Origin of the sequence: Pseudomonas oryzihabitans, from assembly GCF_006384975.1 — a bacterium.
GTDB classification, from domain to species: domain Bacteria; phylum Pseudomonadota; class Gammaproteobacteria; order Pseudomonadales; family Pseudomonadaceae; genus Chryseomonas; species Chryseomonas psychrotolerans_B.
In genome coordinates this window covers 1684833-1700729 of record NZ_CP021645.1, presented here as the reverse complement: position 1 = coordinate 1700729, position 15897 = coordinate 1684833, and the positions used below count along the sequence as shown (strand labels likewise).

Annotated in this window: 13 protein-coding genes and 1 pseudogene; 7 read left to right on the top strand and 7 right to left on the bottom strand. The window is 65.1% G+C overall.

Annotated features, from left to right (window positions below):
* The first annotated feature begins 191 nt into the window (after positions 1–191).
* Entirely contained in the window at positions 192–1097 is a 906-nt protein-coding gene (locus CCZ28_RS07400) for an IS110 family transposase (protein ID WP_240795247.1), read from the top strand.
* Positions 1098–1193: 96 nt separating this feature from the next.
* On the opposite strand, the gene CCZ28_RS07395 is transcribed toward CCZ28_RS07400, so the two are convergent.
* Complete coding sequence (locus CCZ28_RS07395) at positions 1194–2018, bottom strand: GNAT family N-acetyltransferase (protein ID WP_140217245.1); 825 nt, start codon at positions 2016–2018, stop codon at positions 1194–1196.
* Entirely contained in the window at positions 2009–2530 is a 522-nt protein-coding gene (locus CCZ28_RS07390) for a cupin domain-containing protein (protein ID WP_140217243.1), read from the bottom strand. The genes CCZ28_RS07395 and CCZ28_RS07390 overlap by 10 nt, the downstream gene beginning before the upstream one ends.
* A 254-nt stretch (positions 2531–2784) precedes the next feature.
* On the opposite strand from CCZ28_RS07390, the gene CCZ28_RS07385 reads away from it, so the two are divergent.
* Genes CCZ28_RS07385 through CCZ28_RS07360 form a run of 6 tightly spaced genes read left to right on the top strand, consistent with a single transcriptional unit; the run spans position 2785 to position 10207 of the window.
* Positions 2785–5010, top strand: coding sequence for an ABC transporter substrate-binding protein (locus CCZ28_RS07385; RefSeq protein ID WP_140217241.1), 2226 nt, complete (start codon positions 2785–2787; stop codon positions 5008–5010).
* Complete coding sequence (locus CCZ28_RS07380) at positions 5007–5984, top strand: ABC transporter permease (protein WP_140217239.1); 978 nt, start codon at positions 5007–5009, stop codon at positions 5982–5984. The genes CCZ28_RS07385 and CCZ28_RS07380 overlap by 4 nt, the downstream gene beginning before the upstream one ends.
* Positions 5985–5989: 5 nt before the next feature.
* Complete coding sequence (locus CCZ28_RS07375) at positions 5990–7447, top strand: ABC transporter permease (RefSeq protein ID WP_140217237.1); 1458 nt, start codon at positions 5990–5992, stop codon at positions 7445–7447.
* Positions 7444–9096 carry an ABC transporter ATP-binding protein gene (locus CCZ28_RS07370; protein WP_140217235.1) on the top strand — a complete coding sequence of 551 codons (1653 nt, stop codon included), beginning with the start codon at positions 7444–7446 and terminating at the stop codon, positions 9094–9096. The genes CCZ28_RS07375 and CCZ28_RS07370 overlap by 4 nt, the downstream gene beginning before the upstream one ends.
* Positions 9093–9629, top strand: a complete 537-nt coding sequence (locus tag CCZ28_RS07365; RefSeq protein ID WP_140217233.1) for a GNAT family N-acetyltransferase — start codon at positions 9093–9095, stop codon at positions 9627–9629. Before CCZ28_RS07370 ends, CCZ28_RS07365 begins: the two co-directional genes overlap by 4 nt.
* Entirely contained in the window at positions 9626–10207 is a 582-nt protein-coding gene (locus CCZ28_RS07360; protein WP_140217230.1) for a GNAT family N-acetyltransferase, read from the top strand. The genes CCZ28_RS07365 and CCZ28_RS07360 overlap by 4 nt, the downstream gene beginning before the upstream one ends.
* 39 nt (positions 10208–10246) lie before the next feature.
* Here CCZ28_RS07360 and CCZ28_RS25070 read toward each other — a convergent pair whose 3' ends face one another.
* The 5 genes and pseudogenes from CCZ28_RS25070 to CCZ28_RS07340 form a co-directional block, all read right to left on the bottom strand.
* The gene (locus CCZ28_RS25070) at positions 10247–10981 is read right to left on the bottom strand and encodes a methyl-accepting chemotaxis protein (protein WP_437179211.1); all 735 of its coding nucleotides are present in this window, start codon (positions 10979–10981) and stop codon (positions 10247–10249) included.
* 123 nt (positions 10982–11104) lie between these two features.
* Positions 11105–11629, bottom strand: a pseudogene (locus CCZ28_RS25065) (HAMP domain-containing protein); the annotation flags it as partial.
* 783 nt (positions 11630–12412) lie between these two features.
* Complete coding sequence (locus tag CCZ28_RS07350) at positions 12413–13624, bottom strand: MFS transporter (protein WP_140217226.1); 1212 nt, start codon at positions 13622–13624, stop codon at positions 12413–12415.
* 512 nt (positions 13625–14136) lie between these two features.
* Positions 14137–15042, bottom strand: a complete 906-nt coding sequence (locus CCZ28_RS07345) for an IS110 family transposase (RefSeq protein WP_240795247.1) — start codon at positions 15040–15042, stop codon at positions 14137–14139.
* Positions 15043–15310: 268 nt separating this feature from the next.
* Positions 15311–15826, bottom strand: coding sequence for a DUF4142 domain-containing protein (locus tag CCZ28_RS07340; protein WP_140217224.1), 516 nt, complete (start codon positions 15824–15826; stop codon positions 15311–15313).
* Positions 15827–15897: the final 71 nt, after the last annotated feature.

Sequence of the window (15897 nt, the reverse complement as noted above, 5' to 3'; positions counted from 1 at the left end):
CAGGCTGTAGGGCCGCAGTGTTCGAGCACGTGTAGGAGCCGGTCCCGCCCCCTGCTGACCTCTGACGTCCTAGCCCGAACAGTTGATCGAGCTTCTACCTCGAACCGCACAAGCGTGGGCCTTCGTCAGAGGCGCTCTCCTCACCAGTATAGGAGGACCTGACGATGAAGGCAGCCTAGGTAGGAATCGATGTGTCCAAGGACATCTTGGCCGTTTGTGTATTGCCGGATAAACGGCAACGCGACTATGCCAATACCCTCGAAGGCTGGACCGAGCTGCTCGATGAGCTCAGCGGGTATGAGGTCCAGCGGGTGCTGCTCGAAGCCACCGGGGGCTACGAGGCTGGAGTGTTGCGTTACCTGGCGGCGGTAAACCTACCCGTGGTGCGGATCAATCCGCGCCAGGCCCGGGCTTTTGCCCAGGCCATGGGTCGCCAGGCCAAGACCGACCGGATCGACGCGGCTCTGTTGGCCCATCAGGCCCAGGTGATCGAGGGGACGGCGTATCAGCCGCAGAGCGCACAAGCCTTGGCGCTCCAGGAGCTGGTCAAGCGTCGTACCCACTTGGTCGCCCAACGTGACGACGACCGGCGTCGCCTCGCTAAAGCGTCACTTCCCGCCGTACAGGCCAATATTCGCCAATGCCTGGACTTCCTCAACCAACAGATCGCTTCGTTGAACCAAGCCATCGCCCAGGCCTGCAAGGCACTGGACGGCAGCCGTGCCCAGCGTCTGGCCAGTGTGAGCGGGATCGGTCCGGTCAGCGTGGCGAATCTCTTGGCTTACCTACCAGAGTTGGGCCACCTGGACCGCCGCCAGATAGCCGCCCTGGTGGGCGTGGCGCCCTACAATGTCGACAGTGGCGCCAAGAAAGGCATAAGACGCATCTCGGGCGGTCGCTCTGCGATCAGGCGCGTGCTGTACATGGCGGCCTGGTCGGTGGTGCGGCACCAGGCTGATTTCAACCGCCGCTACCAAGAGCTGCTTCAGCGTGGAAAGCCCGCCAAGGTCGCCCTGATCGCCTGTTTGCGCGTCCTGCTGATACGGCTCAATGCCATGCTGAGGGACGGCACGCCTTGGCGATCAGAACCGGTGTGAGAAGACAGTTGCTCCTACAAGAGCATCACGCCCTGTAGGAGCGGCCCGTGGCCGCGATCCCGCTAACGCTTGGAGCGAAGGCGTTACCCGCCTAACCTAACCACCCGCACCCGTCCGCAGCAACGTACCTATCCCACCCTCCACGACGAAACCCGCCTTGGCATAGAGCCGCTGAGCGTGATGTTCACCCTCGGCGACGATCACGAAGGCCTCCAACGCCTGGCGCTGTTGCCAGAGCACCGTGCCGAGCAGGGCCTGGCAGAGGCCGCGGCGGCGCCAGTCCGGGCGGGTGGTGACGGCCTGGAAGCGACCCAGTCGACCGAGGCGATAGAGGCCGAGATAGGCCAGGAGCTCCTCGCCAGCGAAGACACCCCACCAATCGCCCAGACCGCTGTCACACAGCGAGCGGTAGCGCCGGGCCTGGTAGTCCAGATAGCGCCGGTGGGCCTCGGGTTGTTCGCTGCCTGGGGTGACGTCGGCTTGCAACTCGCGCCACTGTTGCCAATCGGTGGCCTGTTCGAGGCGGCGCATCGTCAATCCTTCAGGCAGCGCGGGAGCTTGCGGTACGGCATCGGCTGGCAGGCGCATCGAGACCAGGTGCTGATAGTCGTAGCCGCCAGGCAGGCCCGCTGGTGGCCCTTCAGCCTGAGGTTCTGGCCAGACGAACGCACGGTGGGCCAAGCGCTCCGGGCTGCCAAGTAGGTCCTCGAAATCGGCTGACCAGGCGGCTATTTGATCGGCGGTGGGACGCTGCTCCAGCAGCAGGTAGTTACCGAAGTAGTAGTCGGGACAGTCTGGCGTGCGAATCCCCACCCAGCGCTCCTGATAGGTCAGGCAGGTATCGGGTGCCAATTGCAGCTGGGTGAGGAGTCCGGCATTGGCGCGAATGGACGCGGGGAGCTGCAGCGGCTTCAGGGGCATCCAGCGTCCTCTGAAGGTGACGTCGCCACTCCCGGATGCGGCCCCAGCTCTCGCGCTGGATAATCCCGCCACTGCTTGTCGCCCAGGCTGGCGGTGAATTCCGGATGCAGCGGATAGTGCAACCGGTTGCCCGCGCGGCTCGTATCACCCACCACCAGCAATTCCACCGGCTCCGCGGTCTCGTTGATGAAGGTATGGGTGACGCCGTCGCCTGCCTTGAAACCGACGCCGTCGCCAGGTTTGAGACGATGGGCGTGGCCGTCGATCCAGGCGGTGGGATGGCCCGTGATCACGTAGATGAACTCGTCTTCGGTGGATTCGGCATGGGGGCGCGAGGTGCGTCGGCCGGGAGGCAGCAGCTCATGGTGGATGCCCAGGCGGGCGAAGCCGAAGTGGCGGCCGAAGGCGGCGCCGAGGGAGAAGCGCTCGTCATTGTCCGGATAGCCGGGGCCGTCGGGAGCCTGCAGGCTGGACCAATGAGCGATCTTGTCGAAATCTTTCCGGGATTGCATGGGGTGCTGCACCTCGCGGGAAAATAGCTCAAGCTAGTGTGGTGTTCCAAAAGTTAACTGCACAATTTTGGCGGCGCTTTTTCGTCCTGGGCAGCGTTGCCACTCCTCGCCATAGCCCTGCTATGACTCGTCGCGGCGCCTGGCCCAAGCCAAAAAATCACTCGCCACTTCTTGCGCGAACTTCTGAAACACCACACTAGGTCGTTTACGCGGACTACTTTACCGCCCCAGGTTTCTTTCGGTGCAGGAACGCGATGCCCAGACTGTCCAGACAACTCTTCGCGCTGCTCACCCTGGCGCTGCTCGGTGGCTGTTCACCCGATGACACGCCGATCAACAGCCCCTACCGCGCCGGGGCCGAGGGCCAGAATACCCTCTATACCGCCCTCACCACCCGCTCGCCGAAATACCTCGATCCCGCCAGTTCCTACTCCGGCGACGAGACCAATTTCACCTACAACATCTATGAACCGCTCTATGGCTATCACTATTTCAAGCGGCCCTACGAACTGATCCCGCGGGGCGCCGAGCGGGTGGTCACGCCCTATTACCTGGACGCCCAGGGCCAGCGCCTGCCGGACGATGCGCCGCCGGAGAAGATCGCCGAGAGCGTCTACGACATTCCCATCCGGCGCGATGCCCGCTACGCGCCCCATCCGGCCTTCGCCCGCGATGCTCAGGGCAACTACCGCTACTTCCCGATCAAACCCGAAGATCTGGCCGACCGCTACCAGATCCCCGACTTTCCCGAGACCGGCACCCGCGCCCTGACCGCCGCCGACTACGCCTATGGCCTGCGTCGCCTGGCCAGTCCACGGCTGGTCTCGCCCAGCTATGGCATCTTCGCCGAGCATCTGGTCGGCATGCAGGCCTTCGGCGACCAGCTGCGCGCCCAGGACAAGGCCCTGCGCGCCAGTCTGCCCAAGGGCGCGCCGCTGCCGTGGCTGGACCTGCGCCAGGGTGACCTCCCCGGGGTCGAGGTGCTGGACGACCACACCCTGCGCCTACGGGTGATCGGCAAGTACCCGCAATTCAACTACTGGCTGGCCATGACCTTCGCCGCGCCCATCCCCTGGGAGGCGGATCGTTTCTACAGCCAGCCGGGCATGGCCGCCCACGACCTGTCCTTCAACAGCTGGCCGGTGGGTACTGGGCCCTACCAGTTGGTGGAATCCATCCCCAATCGGCGTCACGTGTTGGCGCGCAATCCCAACTACCATGCCGATCCCTATCCTTGCGCGGGCGAGCCCAGTGATCGCGAGCAGGGCCGGCTGGACGATTGCGGCAAGCCGATGCCGCTGATCGACCGGGCGGTGTTCAGCCTGGAGAAGGAAGCCGTGCCGCTGATGGGCAAGTTCATCCAGGGCTACTACGACACCCCGCAGATCGAGCGGGGCGAATATGGCGTGGCCCTGCGCACCAAGGCCGGCGATTCGGCCGACTCCGCCGAACTCTATCGCGAGCGCGGTCTCAAGTTGCCGACCGCGGTGGAAGCCTCCAACTGGTACCTGGGCTTCAATTGGCTGGACCCGGTGGTGGGGCAGGGCGCCACGCCCGAGCAGCAGGAGCGCAATCGCAAGTTGCGCCAGGCGCTGTCCATCGCCTTCGACTGGGAGAGCTACATCACCGTCTTCCTCAACGGCAATGGCCTGGTCGCCCAGGGGCCGCTGCCACCCGGGGTGTTCGGCTACGAGCCGCCCCCCGCGGGGCTGGATCCCGTGGTCTATCGCCTGGTCGATGGCAAGCCCCAGCGGCGCCCCATCGAAGAAGCCAAGCGGCTGCTCGCCGAAGCCGGCTATCCCGATGGTCGCGATGCCCAGAGCGGGCGGCCGTTGATCCTGCAATACGATGCCCAGACCAGCGGCGACAGCGCCATGTTCGATTGGATGCGCCAGCAGACCGCCAAGCTGGGCATCCAGCTGGAGTTGCGCGGCTCCGACTACAACAGATTCCAGGACAAGATGCGCAAGGGCGCGGCGCAGATCTTTTTCTGGGGCTGGAACGCCGACTATCCCGATGCCGAGAACTTCCTCTTCCTCTTTTACGGGCCCCAGGGCAAGGCCAAGCATGGCGGCGAAAATGTCAGCAACTACAGCAATCCCGAATTCGATCGGCTGTTCGAGCAGATGAAGAGTCTCGACGACGGTCCGGAGAAGCTCGCGCTGATCAGGCGCATGGTCGCCCTCGTGCAACAGGACGCGCCCTGGCTGTTCGGCTGGAATCCGCTTTCGGCGGGCGCCTACCAGCAGTGGGTGTACAACGCCAAGCCGACCCAGATGGTCCGCGATCAACTGCGCTACCTGCGCCTGGACCCGGCCCTGCGCGAGCGCAAGGTGCTGGAGTGGAATCAGCCGGTGCTCTGGCCGCTGTGGCTGCTCTTGGGCCTGGCGCTGCTGCTGGTGTGGCCGGCCTGGCGCATCCTCCGGCACCGGGAGCGCCAGACCGCCTTTGGCGATCAGGCAAGGGAGGAAAGGCCATGATCGGCTATCTGCTGCGACGCCTGGCCTATGGCGTGTTGATCCTGATCGGCGTGAATCTGCTGACCTTCGTGCTGTTCTTCACCGTCAACACCCCGGACGACATGGCGCGTCTGGCCATCGGCGGCAAGTACGTCACCACCGAAGCCATCGCGGATTGGAAGGCCGAGCACGGCTACGACAAACCCTTGCTCATTAATACCACCCGTGAAGGGGCGGAGCGGTTTACCGATACGCTTTTCTTCGATCGGTCGGTCAGTCTGCTGAGGTTCGATTTCGGCACCTCCGACAGCGGCCATGACATCGGCCGGGAGATCGTCGAGCGCGCCGGGCCGAGCCTGGCACTGGCGTTGCCGACCTTCGTCCTCGGCTTGGTCGCCAGCGTCGGCTTCGCCCTGCTGCTGGTGTTCTTCCGCGCCACCCGGCTGGATTTCTGGGGCGTGGTGCTCTGCGTGCTGCTGCTGTCGATCTCCTCGCTGTTCTACATCATCGCCGGCCAGTGGCTGTTCGCGAAGATCCTGCGCCTGGTGCCCTATTCGGGCTACGAGGAGGGCTGGAATATGCTGCGTTTCCTGGCGTTGCCGGTACTGGTGGCGGTGATTTCCGGCCTCGGTAGCCAGGCACGCTTCTATCGCGCGCTGTTCCTCGAGGAGATCGGCAAGGACTATGTGCGCACCGCCCGGGCCAAGGGCCTGGCGGAGCGTCAGGTGCTGCTGCGCCATGTCTTGCGCAACGCGGCGCTGCCCATCCTTACCGGGGTGGTCTCGGCCATTCCGCTGCTGATCATGGGCAGCCTGATCGCCGAGTCCTTCTTCGGCATCCCTGGGCTGGGCAGCTATACCATCGACGCCATCAACGGCCAGGACTTCGCCGTGGTCCGTACCATGGTGTTCCTGGGCTCGGTGCTCTACATCGTCGGGCTGATCCTGGCGGACCTGTCCTACACCCTCGCCGATCCGCGCGTTCGCTTCGAGTAGCCGCCATGCCGAAATTCGTCTTGCTCTGGACCGATCTCGCCCTCTACCTACTGGTGGCCGGTACCCTGTTCTATGCCTGGCGTGCCCGGCGCCAGCCCGCCTTGCGCGCCAGCTGGCGCCGGGTGCTGCAGGACGCCCCGGCGATGAGCGCCGCCGTGGTGCTGGCCAGCTTCGTCGCCATCGCCCTGCTGGATTCCGTGCATTACCGACCGCAGCTGCCGGCCGCGCCCGGGGCCCAGGCGCCGATCTATGCGCCCACGGTGCTCTCGGCCCTCGATGGCCTGCTCGCCGATACCCCGCTCACCCAGCGTGAAAAGACCTATTCCGCGCCGCTCGCCACCCACCAATTCACCAAGGAAACCCTGGGCTCGTCGCCCGATGGCAAGCCGCTGCGCGACTTTCCGCGGCTCAAGCACGCCGGTACGACGCTGAGCGATCCCTCCACGCAATGGCGCGGCGACGTGCTCGGGCGGCTGGCCCTCGGGTTGCTCGGCGGCCTGGCGTTGGCCCTGGCCACCGCCGCGCTGGCGGCGGCAAGGGTGCGCGAACCAGGCGGTTTCGCCGCGCGCTGCGGACTCATCGTCCGTGGCCATACCGCCACGCCCTGGCGCGCCATCCTGCTGACCTGGCTGGGTGTCTGCCTGGTGGCCGGCAGTGTGATCGGCCTGGCCAGCGGTTACCACGTGCTGGGTACCGACAGCACTGGCAACGACGTGCTCTACCAGTCGCTCAAGAGCATCCGCACCGCCTTCGTCATCGGCAGCCTGACCACCCTGGCCATGCTGCCGCCCGCCATCGGCTTCGGCCTGGCCGCCGGCTACTTCAAGGGGCGGGTGGATGACATCATCACCTATCTCTACACCACCCTGACCTCCATTCCTGGGGTGCTGCTGGTGGCGGCCTGCGTGCTGATGATGCAGGTGTTCATCGACCGCCACCCCGAGTTCTTCGACACCGGTGCGGCGCGCGCCGACCTACGGCTGTTCATGCTCTGCCTGATCCTCGGCCTCACCGGCTGGGCCGGGCTGTGCCGGCTGTTGCGCGCCGAGGCGCTCAAGCTGCGCGAGCTGGAATACGTGCAGGCGGCGCGGGCCTTCGGCGTTTCCCATTTCACCATCCTTCGCCGACACCTGTTGCCCAATGTCTTCTATCTGGTGCTCATCACCCTGACCCTGGAATTCTCCAGCCTGGTGCTCTATGAGGCGGTACTGTCCTACCTGGGCATCGGCGTGGACCCGACCATGAATTCCTTCGGCTCCATGATCAACGACGCCCGTACCGAGATGTCGCGCAGCCCGATGATCTGGTGGAATCTGCTGAGCGCCTTCGCCTTCATGCTGGCCCTGGTGCTGGCGGCCAACCTCTTCGCCGATGCCGTACGCGATGCCTTCGATCCACGCAGTCGTCGCCTGAGATCCGCCTGGCTCAGACGCCGCCCTGGCCAAGGCGAGGTGCAGCCATGAGCACCGTGCTGGACATTCGTGACCTGGAAATCCTGGTCGAGGGCGAGGAGGGCACCCGCCAGGCGGTCAAGGACCTGGCCCTGACCCTGGCGCGCGGCGAGACCTTCGCCCTGGTCGGAGAATCCGGCAGCGGCAAGAGCGTCACCGCGCTCTCGCTCTTGCGCCTGCTGCCGCCTTCGCTGGGCATCGCCCGCGGCGTGGCCCTGCTCGCCGGCACCGATCTGCATCGGCTGCCGGAGCGTCGCCTGCGCGAATTACGAGGCGGGCGCATCGGCACCATCTTCCAGGAGCCCGCGACCAGCCTCAATCCGGTGATGCGCGTCGGCGAGCAGATCGAAGAGACGCTGCGTGCCCACACCCCGTTGCGCGGCGCCGCCGCTCGCGCCAAGGTAGTGGAGTGGCTGCACCGGGTCGGTATCCCCGAGCCGGAGCGGCGGATCGACGACTATCCCTTCCAGTTCTCCGGCGGCCAGAAGCAACGCATCATGATCGCCCTGGCACTGGCCGCCGAGCCCGATCTGCTGATCGCCGACGAGCCCACCACGGCGCTGGACGTCACCGTCCAGGCGCAGATCCTGGCCCTGCTGGCCGACATCCAGCGCGAGCTGGGCATGGCCATCCTGCTGATCACCCACGACCTGGCGGTGGTACGCCAGGTGGCCCATCACGTCGCCCTGATGCGCCATGGCGAGATCGTCGAGAGCGCCCCGGCGGCGGAGTTCTTCAGCGCGCCCCGGCATCCCTATGCCCACGAGCTGTTCGCCGCCATCCCCACCTTCGCCAAGCGCGGCCAGACCCTGGCGGGCCAGCCCCGCGCCTTGCCCGCCCGTACGCCGGGCGAGCGGTTGCTGGAGGTACGCGACCTGGCCGTGCACTATCCGATCCGCCGGGGCGCCTGGGGCCGGACCCGGGACTGGGTCAAGGCGGTGGACGGGGTGGACTTCGACCTGCACGCCGGCGAGACCCTGGCACTGCTGGGCGAATCCGGTTGCGGCAAGACCACCACCGGCAAGGCGCTGCTGCGTCTGCTGGATGGTCCGCGCATCCAGGGTAGTGCCCGCCTCGGCGGTGAAGACCTGCTCAGCACCGACAGACGTACCCTGCAGCGACTGCGCGGCCAGATCCAGATCGTCTTCCAGGATCCCTTCGCCTCCCTGGACCCACGCATGCGCATCGGTGCCACCCTGGAGCAGGGATTGCTGGCCCTACGCCCTGAGCTGGCTGCCCAGGAGCGCCAGAGACGCGCCGCTGCCCTGGTGGAGCGGGTTGGCTTGCCCGGCGACACCCTGCAGCGCTTCCCCCATGAATTCTCCGGCGGCCAGCGCCAGCGCATCGCCATCGCCCGGGCGCTGATCGTCGAACCGCAGGTGCTGGTCTGCGACGAACCCACCTCGGCGCTGGACGTCTCGGTGCAGGCGCAGATCCTCGACCTGCTGCTTGAGCTGCAGGCGGAGCAGGGCCTGGCCTATCTATTCATCACCCACAACTTCGGCGTGGTCGAGTACCTGGCCGACCGCATCGCGGTGATGGAGGGCGGGCGCATCGTCGAACTCGAAAGCGTCGAAAGGGTGCTGCGCGCACCCCGCCACGCCATGACCCAACGCCTGCTGGCCGCCGTGCCGCGGCTGGATGTCGGGACGGCGCCATGAATTTTCCGCCACGCATCGCCCTGGCCGACTTCGAGCTGGTCTGGCCGCAACCCCGTCTGGCTGCGGCCTTCGCCGAGGCGCTCAACTGGAGCTATGCCGAGCATCGGCGCTTCCTCGGTTGGGCGCGGGAGCACACCACGGTCGCCCAGGCGCGCGACAGCCTGCTCGCCGCGCGTGGCGCCTTCACCCTGGAGCTGGGCGAGAAGCGCTATTTTTTGGTGCGGGGTGACGAGTTGCTCGGCTGCCTGGGGCTCACGCCGCTGGATGGCGGGCGGCGCTACGAGATCGGCTACTGGATGCATAGCCTGCATGCCGGGCAGGGCTTCATGAGCACCGCGCTACGCCATTTCGTCGAGCAGCGCGGCAAGGCCGGTCTCTATCTCACCACCTCGGCCGCCAACGGTCCCAGCCAGCGGCTTGCCGAACGGGTCGGCTTCCGCCGTATCCGCGTGCTGGAAAACGATCGCGCAGGGCCCGAGGGTGGGCGTTGCGCGACCTGGGTCTATGAACTTCCGCCGGACACCCCTCGATGAGCAGCCTGAGCGTACGCCTGCAGTATCCCCCGCGCTTCGCCGTGACCGAGGCGGTCGAGCTGATCGACCTGACTCTGGCCGATCCCGCCGCGGTCGCCGATTACTACCGACGCAACCGCCAGCACCTGGCACTGTCGATGCCGCGGCGTTCCGACGCCTTCTTCACCCTCGCCCAGTGGCAGGGGCAGGTGGCGGCCTATCGTGCTGGCGGGCCGGGACTGACGGAGCTGCGTCTGATCCTCAAGGCGGGCCCGCTGGTAATAGGGACGGTGAATTTCAGCCAGATCGTTCGCGGTGGTTTCCAGGCCTGCTACCTGGGCTATGGCCTGGACGAGACCTGGCAGGGGCTCGGGCTGATGCGTAGCGCAGTACGGCTGGGGCGGGATTTCGTCATCGAGGAACTGGGCCTGAATCGCATCATGGCCAACCATTTGCCAGAAAACGCCCGCAGTGCCCATCTGCTCGACAGCCTTGGCTTCGAGCGCGAAGGCCTGGCCCGACGCTATCTGCAGATCGATGGCGTTTGGCGGGACCACGTGCTGACCAGCTACGTGCGGCCGTCACCGGAAGAGCCCTGACGCCCTCATCGAACCGTTGACGGCCCGCGCTACCCCACATTAGACGTGGAAAGCGGCCAGGGTCTGCTGCAGCGCCCGGGTACCGCTGGCCATCTGCTGGGTCAGGCCCGCCACTTCGCGGGAATCCTGCAGAGTGGTGCGGCCCAGCTCGCGCAGGACTTGGGCATTGCGTTGCACATCCGCCACCAGGGATACCTGCTGTTCGGTGGCGGAGGCGATCTGGGCGGCATGGCTGGCGATTTCGTCGACATCGACAGTGATTTTCTGGAAGACGTCGGCAGTCAGTTCGATCTGCTGGCGGGCCTGGGTGACTCCCTGTTCATTGGCAGCGATGGCCGCGACAGCCGAGCTCACCTGGGTCTGCAGACGTTGGACCATGACCTCGATGTCTTGGGTGAGGCCCTTGGATCGATGCGCGAGATTACGCACCTCGTCGGCCACTACGGCGAAGCCTCGCCCTTGCTCGCCAGCGCGGGCCGCCTCGATGGATGCGTTCAGCGCCAGCAAGTTGGTCTGCTCAGCCACGGCGTTGATCAGGCCGAGCACCTTGGAGATGTTTTGGCTTTCGCTTTCCACCGACTGGATGGCCATAGACGAGCTACGCATGCCGGTGACCAGACCACCGATGCCTTGCACGGCCTGCTGCATCTGCAACTGACCGTCCTGGCATTCGACGCCGACCCGGCGCGCCGAATCCGACGATACCAGAGCACTGCGGCTGATCTCATGCACGCTCAGGGTCAATTGGCTCATGGCCGTGGTGACCTCTTCCATGGATTCCGCTTGGCGACCCGACCGCTCACTGCCTGATTCGGCGCTGGCGTTGAGTTGGCTGGCCTGCTCGGTGGCGGCGGTGGTCAGGCGCGTGACGTCACCGATCAGCGCGCGTACGCGATGCTGCATCTGGTTGAAATCGCTCACCAGATCGCCTAATTCATCACGGGAGCGCGTGATGATGTCTTCGCGCAAATCGCCTTCGGACAGTCGTTGGGTCCCCTTGCGCAGATCTTTCAAAGTACCGGTCACCGACCAGTAGAAGCCAGCGAAGAGGTAGAGCAGCACGAAGATCAGGGTAGCGGCCAGCACCGTGTGGAGCGTGAGGGCCCGTTGTTTCTCAGCGTCCCGCTGGGCCAGCGCCTGGTCGACCAGCCTGAGCAGCGCCTTGGTTTGGTCCTGGAGCGCCTGGGCCTGGACCTGGTAGGCGGCGAAGTTCTCGCGCCACCCTTCGGCACCGCCTTCGGGCGACAGGCTACCGTCGTAATAGGGGCCTATCACCTCGTGTTCATAGAGTGCCGTCAGGCCTTCGAGTACCCGGGTCGCCTGGACTCCGGCTTCGCTCTGGTTGCTGGCGAGCAGTTGGGACAGTTGCTGCAGCTCCTCAGCGAGGTTGTGCACGGCAGGCTTGGACGTGGCGAATAGCATGCCGAGGATCTTGACGTAGCCGTTATAGGCCTGGGCGCGGGAAGTCTTTTCCTGGCCGTCCAGCAAAGGCCCCAGCACCAAGGCGATTGGCCGGGCCACGGCCGGGTCGGCATCGGTGTTCAGTTGGCTGCGGGTCGCCAGTTGTCCCAGAGCGCTACGCAGCGTACGTCCAGCATCGTTGAAATCACTGTACAGCGCGTCCATCGGATCCGCCGGATTGGACTCGTAGGCCTTGGGCTCAGCGGGGGGCAAAACGATGTCGGAGTAACCGCCGGCATCACGCAACTGAGTCAGACGGGCCAGAGCGGTCACGAACTCCGCCTGATTTTCCTGTCTGGCCTGGTTGATTCCCAGCTGTTCATTATTGGCGCCGCCCCCGGCGATCAGGTTCAGAGCCGCCCGCTTCAGCGCGGCTTCATAGGTGACGATAGCCTGCTCGATCAAGGAGACGCCTTCGCGCTCATGCAAGGCGATGCGCCGCTCTTCGGACAGGATTGCCAGCTTATCGAGTGACAGCCAGCAATAGGGCAGCATGAATACCAGCAATATGAGGGTGAACTTCGTCGCGTAACGACTACGGTTCATCAACCACAAGACCGGGTGCAATAGCATGAGGATTTCTTCCCTTTAATTGTTCTTTTACTCAGGGTCGCACCGCGGAGGGACTCTTACTAGATAGTCGAATGATCACGTTAACAAGCGGACGCTATTAGCCGATGAAGTGTCGGATAACAGCGCCCGCCTAGTGATTTCGAAGGCTATCAGGTGCGGCTCGGTGCCACTTCAGACCCGCGCTGCGGTAACGGCAGCCGAGCCCCAGGTGGTGCGCCAGCGACGCTTGACGCTCAGCAGGCCGAACCAGGCGAGGATACCCAGGCCGGCGAACAGCCAGAGGCCGAGCTGGTAGTCGCCGGTGGCCTGCTTGACCGCGCCCAGGCCGGCGGTGAGGGCGAAGCCACCGATGCCGCCGGCCATGCCGATCAGCCCGGTCATGACGCCAATCTCCTTGCGGAAGCGCTGCGGTACCAGTTGGAACACCGAGCCGTTGCCGGCGCCCAGGCTGAGCATGGCGACCACGAACAGGGCCAGGGCGGCCATGGCGCTGGGCAGGTGGAAGCCCACGGCGGCGATGCAGATGGCGGCCACGGTGTACATGCCGAGCAGGGCACGGATACCGCCGATACGGTCGGCCAGGGCGCCGCCCAGCGGACGCATCAGGCTACCGCCGAACACACAGGCTGCGGTGTAGTAGCCAGCGGTCACCGGGTCCAGACCGTACTGGTCGTGGAAGTAGCCGGGCAGGGTGCTGGCCAGGCCGAGGAAGCCGCCGAAGGTCACGCTGTAGAAGAACATGAACCACCAGCTGTCACGATCACCCAGGGCGCGGGCATAGTCCGCCAGCTTCTTGGGGGCCGGACGCTCCGGGGCATTGCGGGCGCAGAGCACGAAGACCGCCAAGGTCAGTACCAGCGGGATCAGCGCGAAGCCGAACACGTTGGTCCAGCCGAAGGCCTTGGCCAGCGCCGGGGCGAAGAGGGCGGCGAACACCGTGCCTGAGTTGCCGGCGCCGGCGATGCCCAAGGCCTTGCCCTGGTGCTGCGGCGGATACCACTGGGAGGCCAGCGGCAGGGCCACGGCGAAGGACGCACCGGCGAAGCCGAGGAACAGACCCAGCAACAGAGACTGCTCATAGCTGTGCACGCCAAGTTGCCAGGCGACCAGCAGTGCCAGGATCACCACCACCTGGCCGATGATGCCCGCGGTCTTGGGCGACAGCCGATCGGCGACGAAACCGAGGATCAGGCGGAGGACCGCGCCGGCGAGGATGGGGGTGGCGACCATCATGCTGCGTTGCTGGGTGGTCAGCTGCAGGTCGGTGGCGATCTGCACGGCCATTGGGCCGAGCACGTACCAGACCATGAAGCTCAGGTCGAAGTAGAGGAAGGCGGCGAACAGGGTCGGCGCATGGCCGGCTTTCCAGAAACTGGGACTCATGGGGCACCTCGGGCACGTCACGGACATAAAAAAAGCGCCAGTCACCCTTACCCGTTGCCGGGAGGTGAACTGACGCCTTTGTCGGTTGGGGTGACCGCCGTTGGCCACCGCTACCCAAGGCATTGCAAGAGCGACGCCAAGTCGGACAAGCCCGGTGTTGACCCGCCTTGAGGGCATCGTGGCGGAAAATCTAGGCCAGGTGCTGCACAATGATCGGGCGCTGTTGTCGAGAGTTGCCCTTTATTGGCGCTTCATAGTGCTATAGAAACGGGCAGCTATTACCAAGCCTGAGGCGCGGTGATTAAACAGAAGGAAACTAACGCCTGCTCGGACAGCTCCCTCTCCCTTTGGGAGAGGGTTGGGGTGAGGGCGCGTGTCTCCGCAGGTTCCCAGTGGAAAAGGCTGCGCCGTTTTCCACGCTACGGCGCTGCTCCTGCTTATCGTGGCCATGGCGATCCGCCGATACGGCTGCTCCTACAAAATCATCACTCGCTGTAGGAGCAACTGTCTTCTCACACCGGTTCTGATCGCCAAGGCGTGCCGTCCCTCAGCATGGCATTGAGCCGTATCAGCAGGACGCGCAAACAGGCGATCAGGGCGACCTTGGCGGGCTTTCCACGCTGAAGCAGCTCTTGGTAGCGGCGGTTGAAATCAGCCTGGTGCCGCACCACCGACCAGGCCGCCATGTACAGCACGCGCCTGATCGCAGAGCGACCGCCCGAGATGCGTCTTATGCCTTTCTTGGCGCCACTGTCGACATTGTAGGGCGCCACGCCCACCAGGGCGGCTATCTGGCGGCGGTCCAGGTGGCCCAACTCTGGTAGGTAAGCCAAGAGATTCGCCACGCTGACCGGACCGATCCCGCTCACACTGGCCAGACGCTGGGCACGGCTGCCGTCCAGTGCCTTGCAGGCCTGGGCGATGGCTTGGTTCAACGAAGCGATCTGTTGGTTGAGGAAGTCCAGGCATTGGCGAATATTGGCCTGTACGGCGGGAAGTGACGCTTTAGCGAGGCGACGCCGGTCGTCGTCACGTTGGGCGACCAAGTGGGTACGACGCTTGACCAGCTCCTGGAGCGCCAAGGCTTGTGCGCTCTGCGGCTGATACGCCGTCCCCTCGATCACCTGGGCCTGATGGGCCAACAGAGCCGCGTCGATCCGGTCGGTCTTGGCCTGGCGACCCATGGCCTGGGCAAAAGCCCGGGCCTGGCGCGGATTGATCCGCACCACGGGTAGGTTTACCGCCGCCAGGTAACGCAACACTCCAGCCTCGTAGCCCCCGGTGGCTTCGAGCAGCACCCGCTGGACCTCATACCCGCTGAGCTCATCGAGCAGCTCGGTCCAGCCTTCGAGGGTATTGGCATAGTCGCGTTGCCGTTTATCCGGCAATACACAAACGGCCAAGATGTCCTTGGACACATCGATTCCTACCTAGGCTGCCTTCATCGTCAGGTCCTCCTATACTGGTGAGGAGAGCGCCTCTGACGAAGGCCCACGCTTGTGCGGTTCGAGGTAGAAGCTCGATCAACTGTTCGGGCTAGGACGTCAGAGGTCAGCAGGGGGCGGGACCGGCTCCTACACGTGCTCGAACACTGCGGCCCTACAGCCTGCCCCCTGCTGCTCTCACCTTCATCCTAACGGCAAGCCAAGACACAAGCGGCCCATGGCCGCGATAATAGGCTTGCAGCTACTTCGCGTACTTGCTCTGCAGCGCCTTGGCTTCCTGGAGGTGGTGCTCCAGCGTCGGCAGAGTCTTCTGGGCGAAGGCCTTCAGTTCGGCGTCCTTGCTGGTCTCGGCTTCGGTGCGGAAGATCGCGATGGTCTGCTCGTGGGCCACGACCTGGTTGTTGGCGTAGGAGCGATCGAAGGAGTCGTCACGCACCTGCAGGATCATGGCCTTGGCCTTGTCCATCAGCTCGGCGTCGCTGGAGACTTCCAGCTTCTTCTGCTGGGCCAGACTCTTCAATTGCGCGTTGGCCTTGGTGTGGTCATCGATCATCTGCTGGGCGAAACTCTTGATGTCCTGCGACTGGCTCTTTTCCAGCGCCAGCTTGCCCGCTTCGATCTCGGCGATGCCCTTGGCCGAGGCGTCGTCGACGAATTGCGCCGGCAACAGCTGGTCGGCGGCCTGGGCCAGACCGACACCGGCGGCGAACAGGATGGCGAGGGACAGGCTGGAAGCTTTCTTCAGCATGGGCGTCATGAGGGTGCTCCTGATTTCCTAGGCAGAATGAGAAGGCGGCACCGCTGTGGTGGCCGCCCTGCAAATGGGAC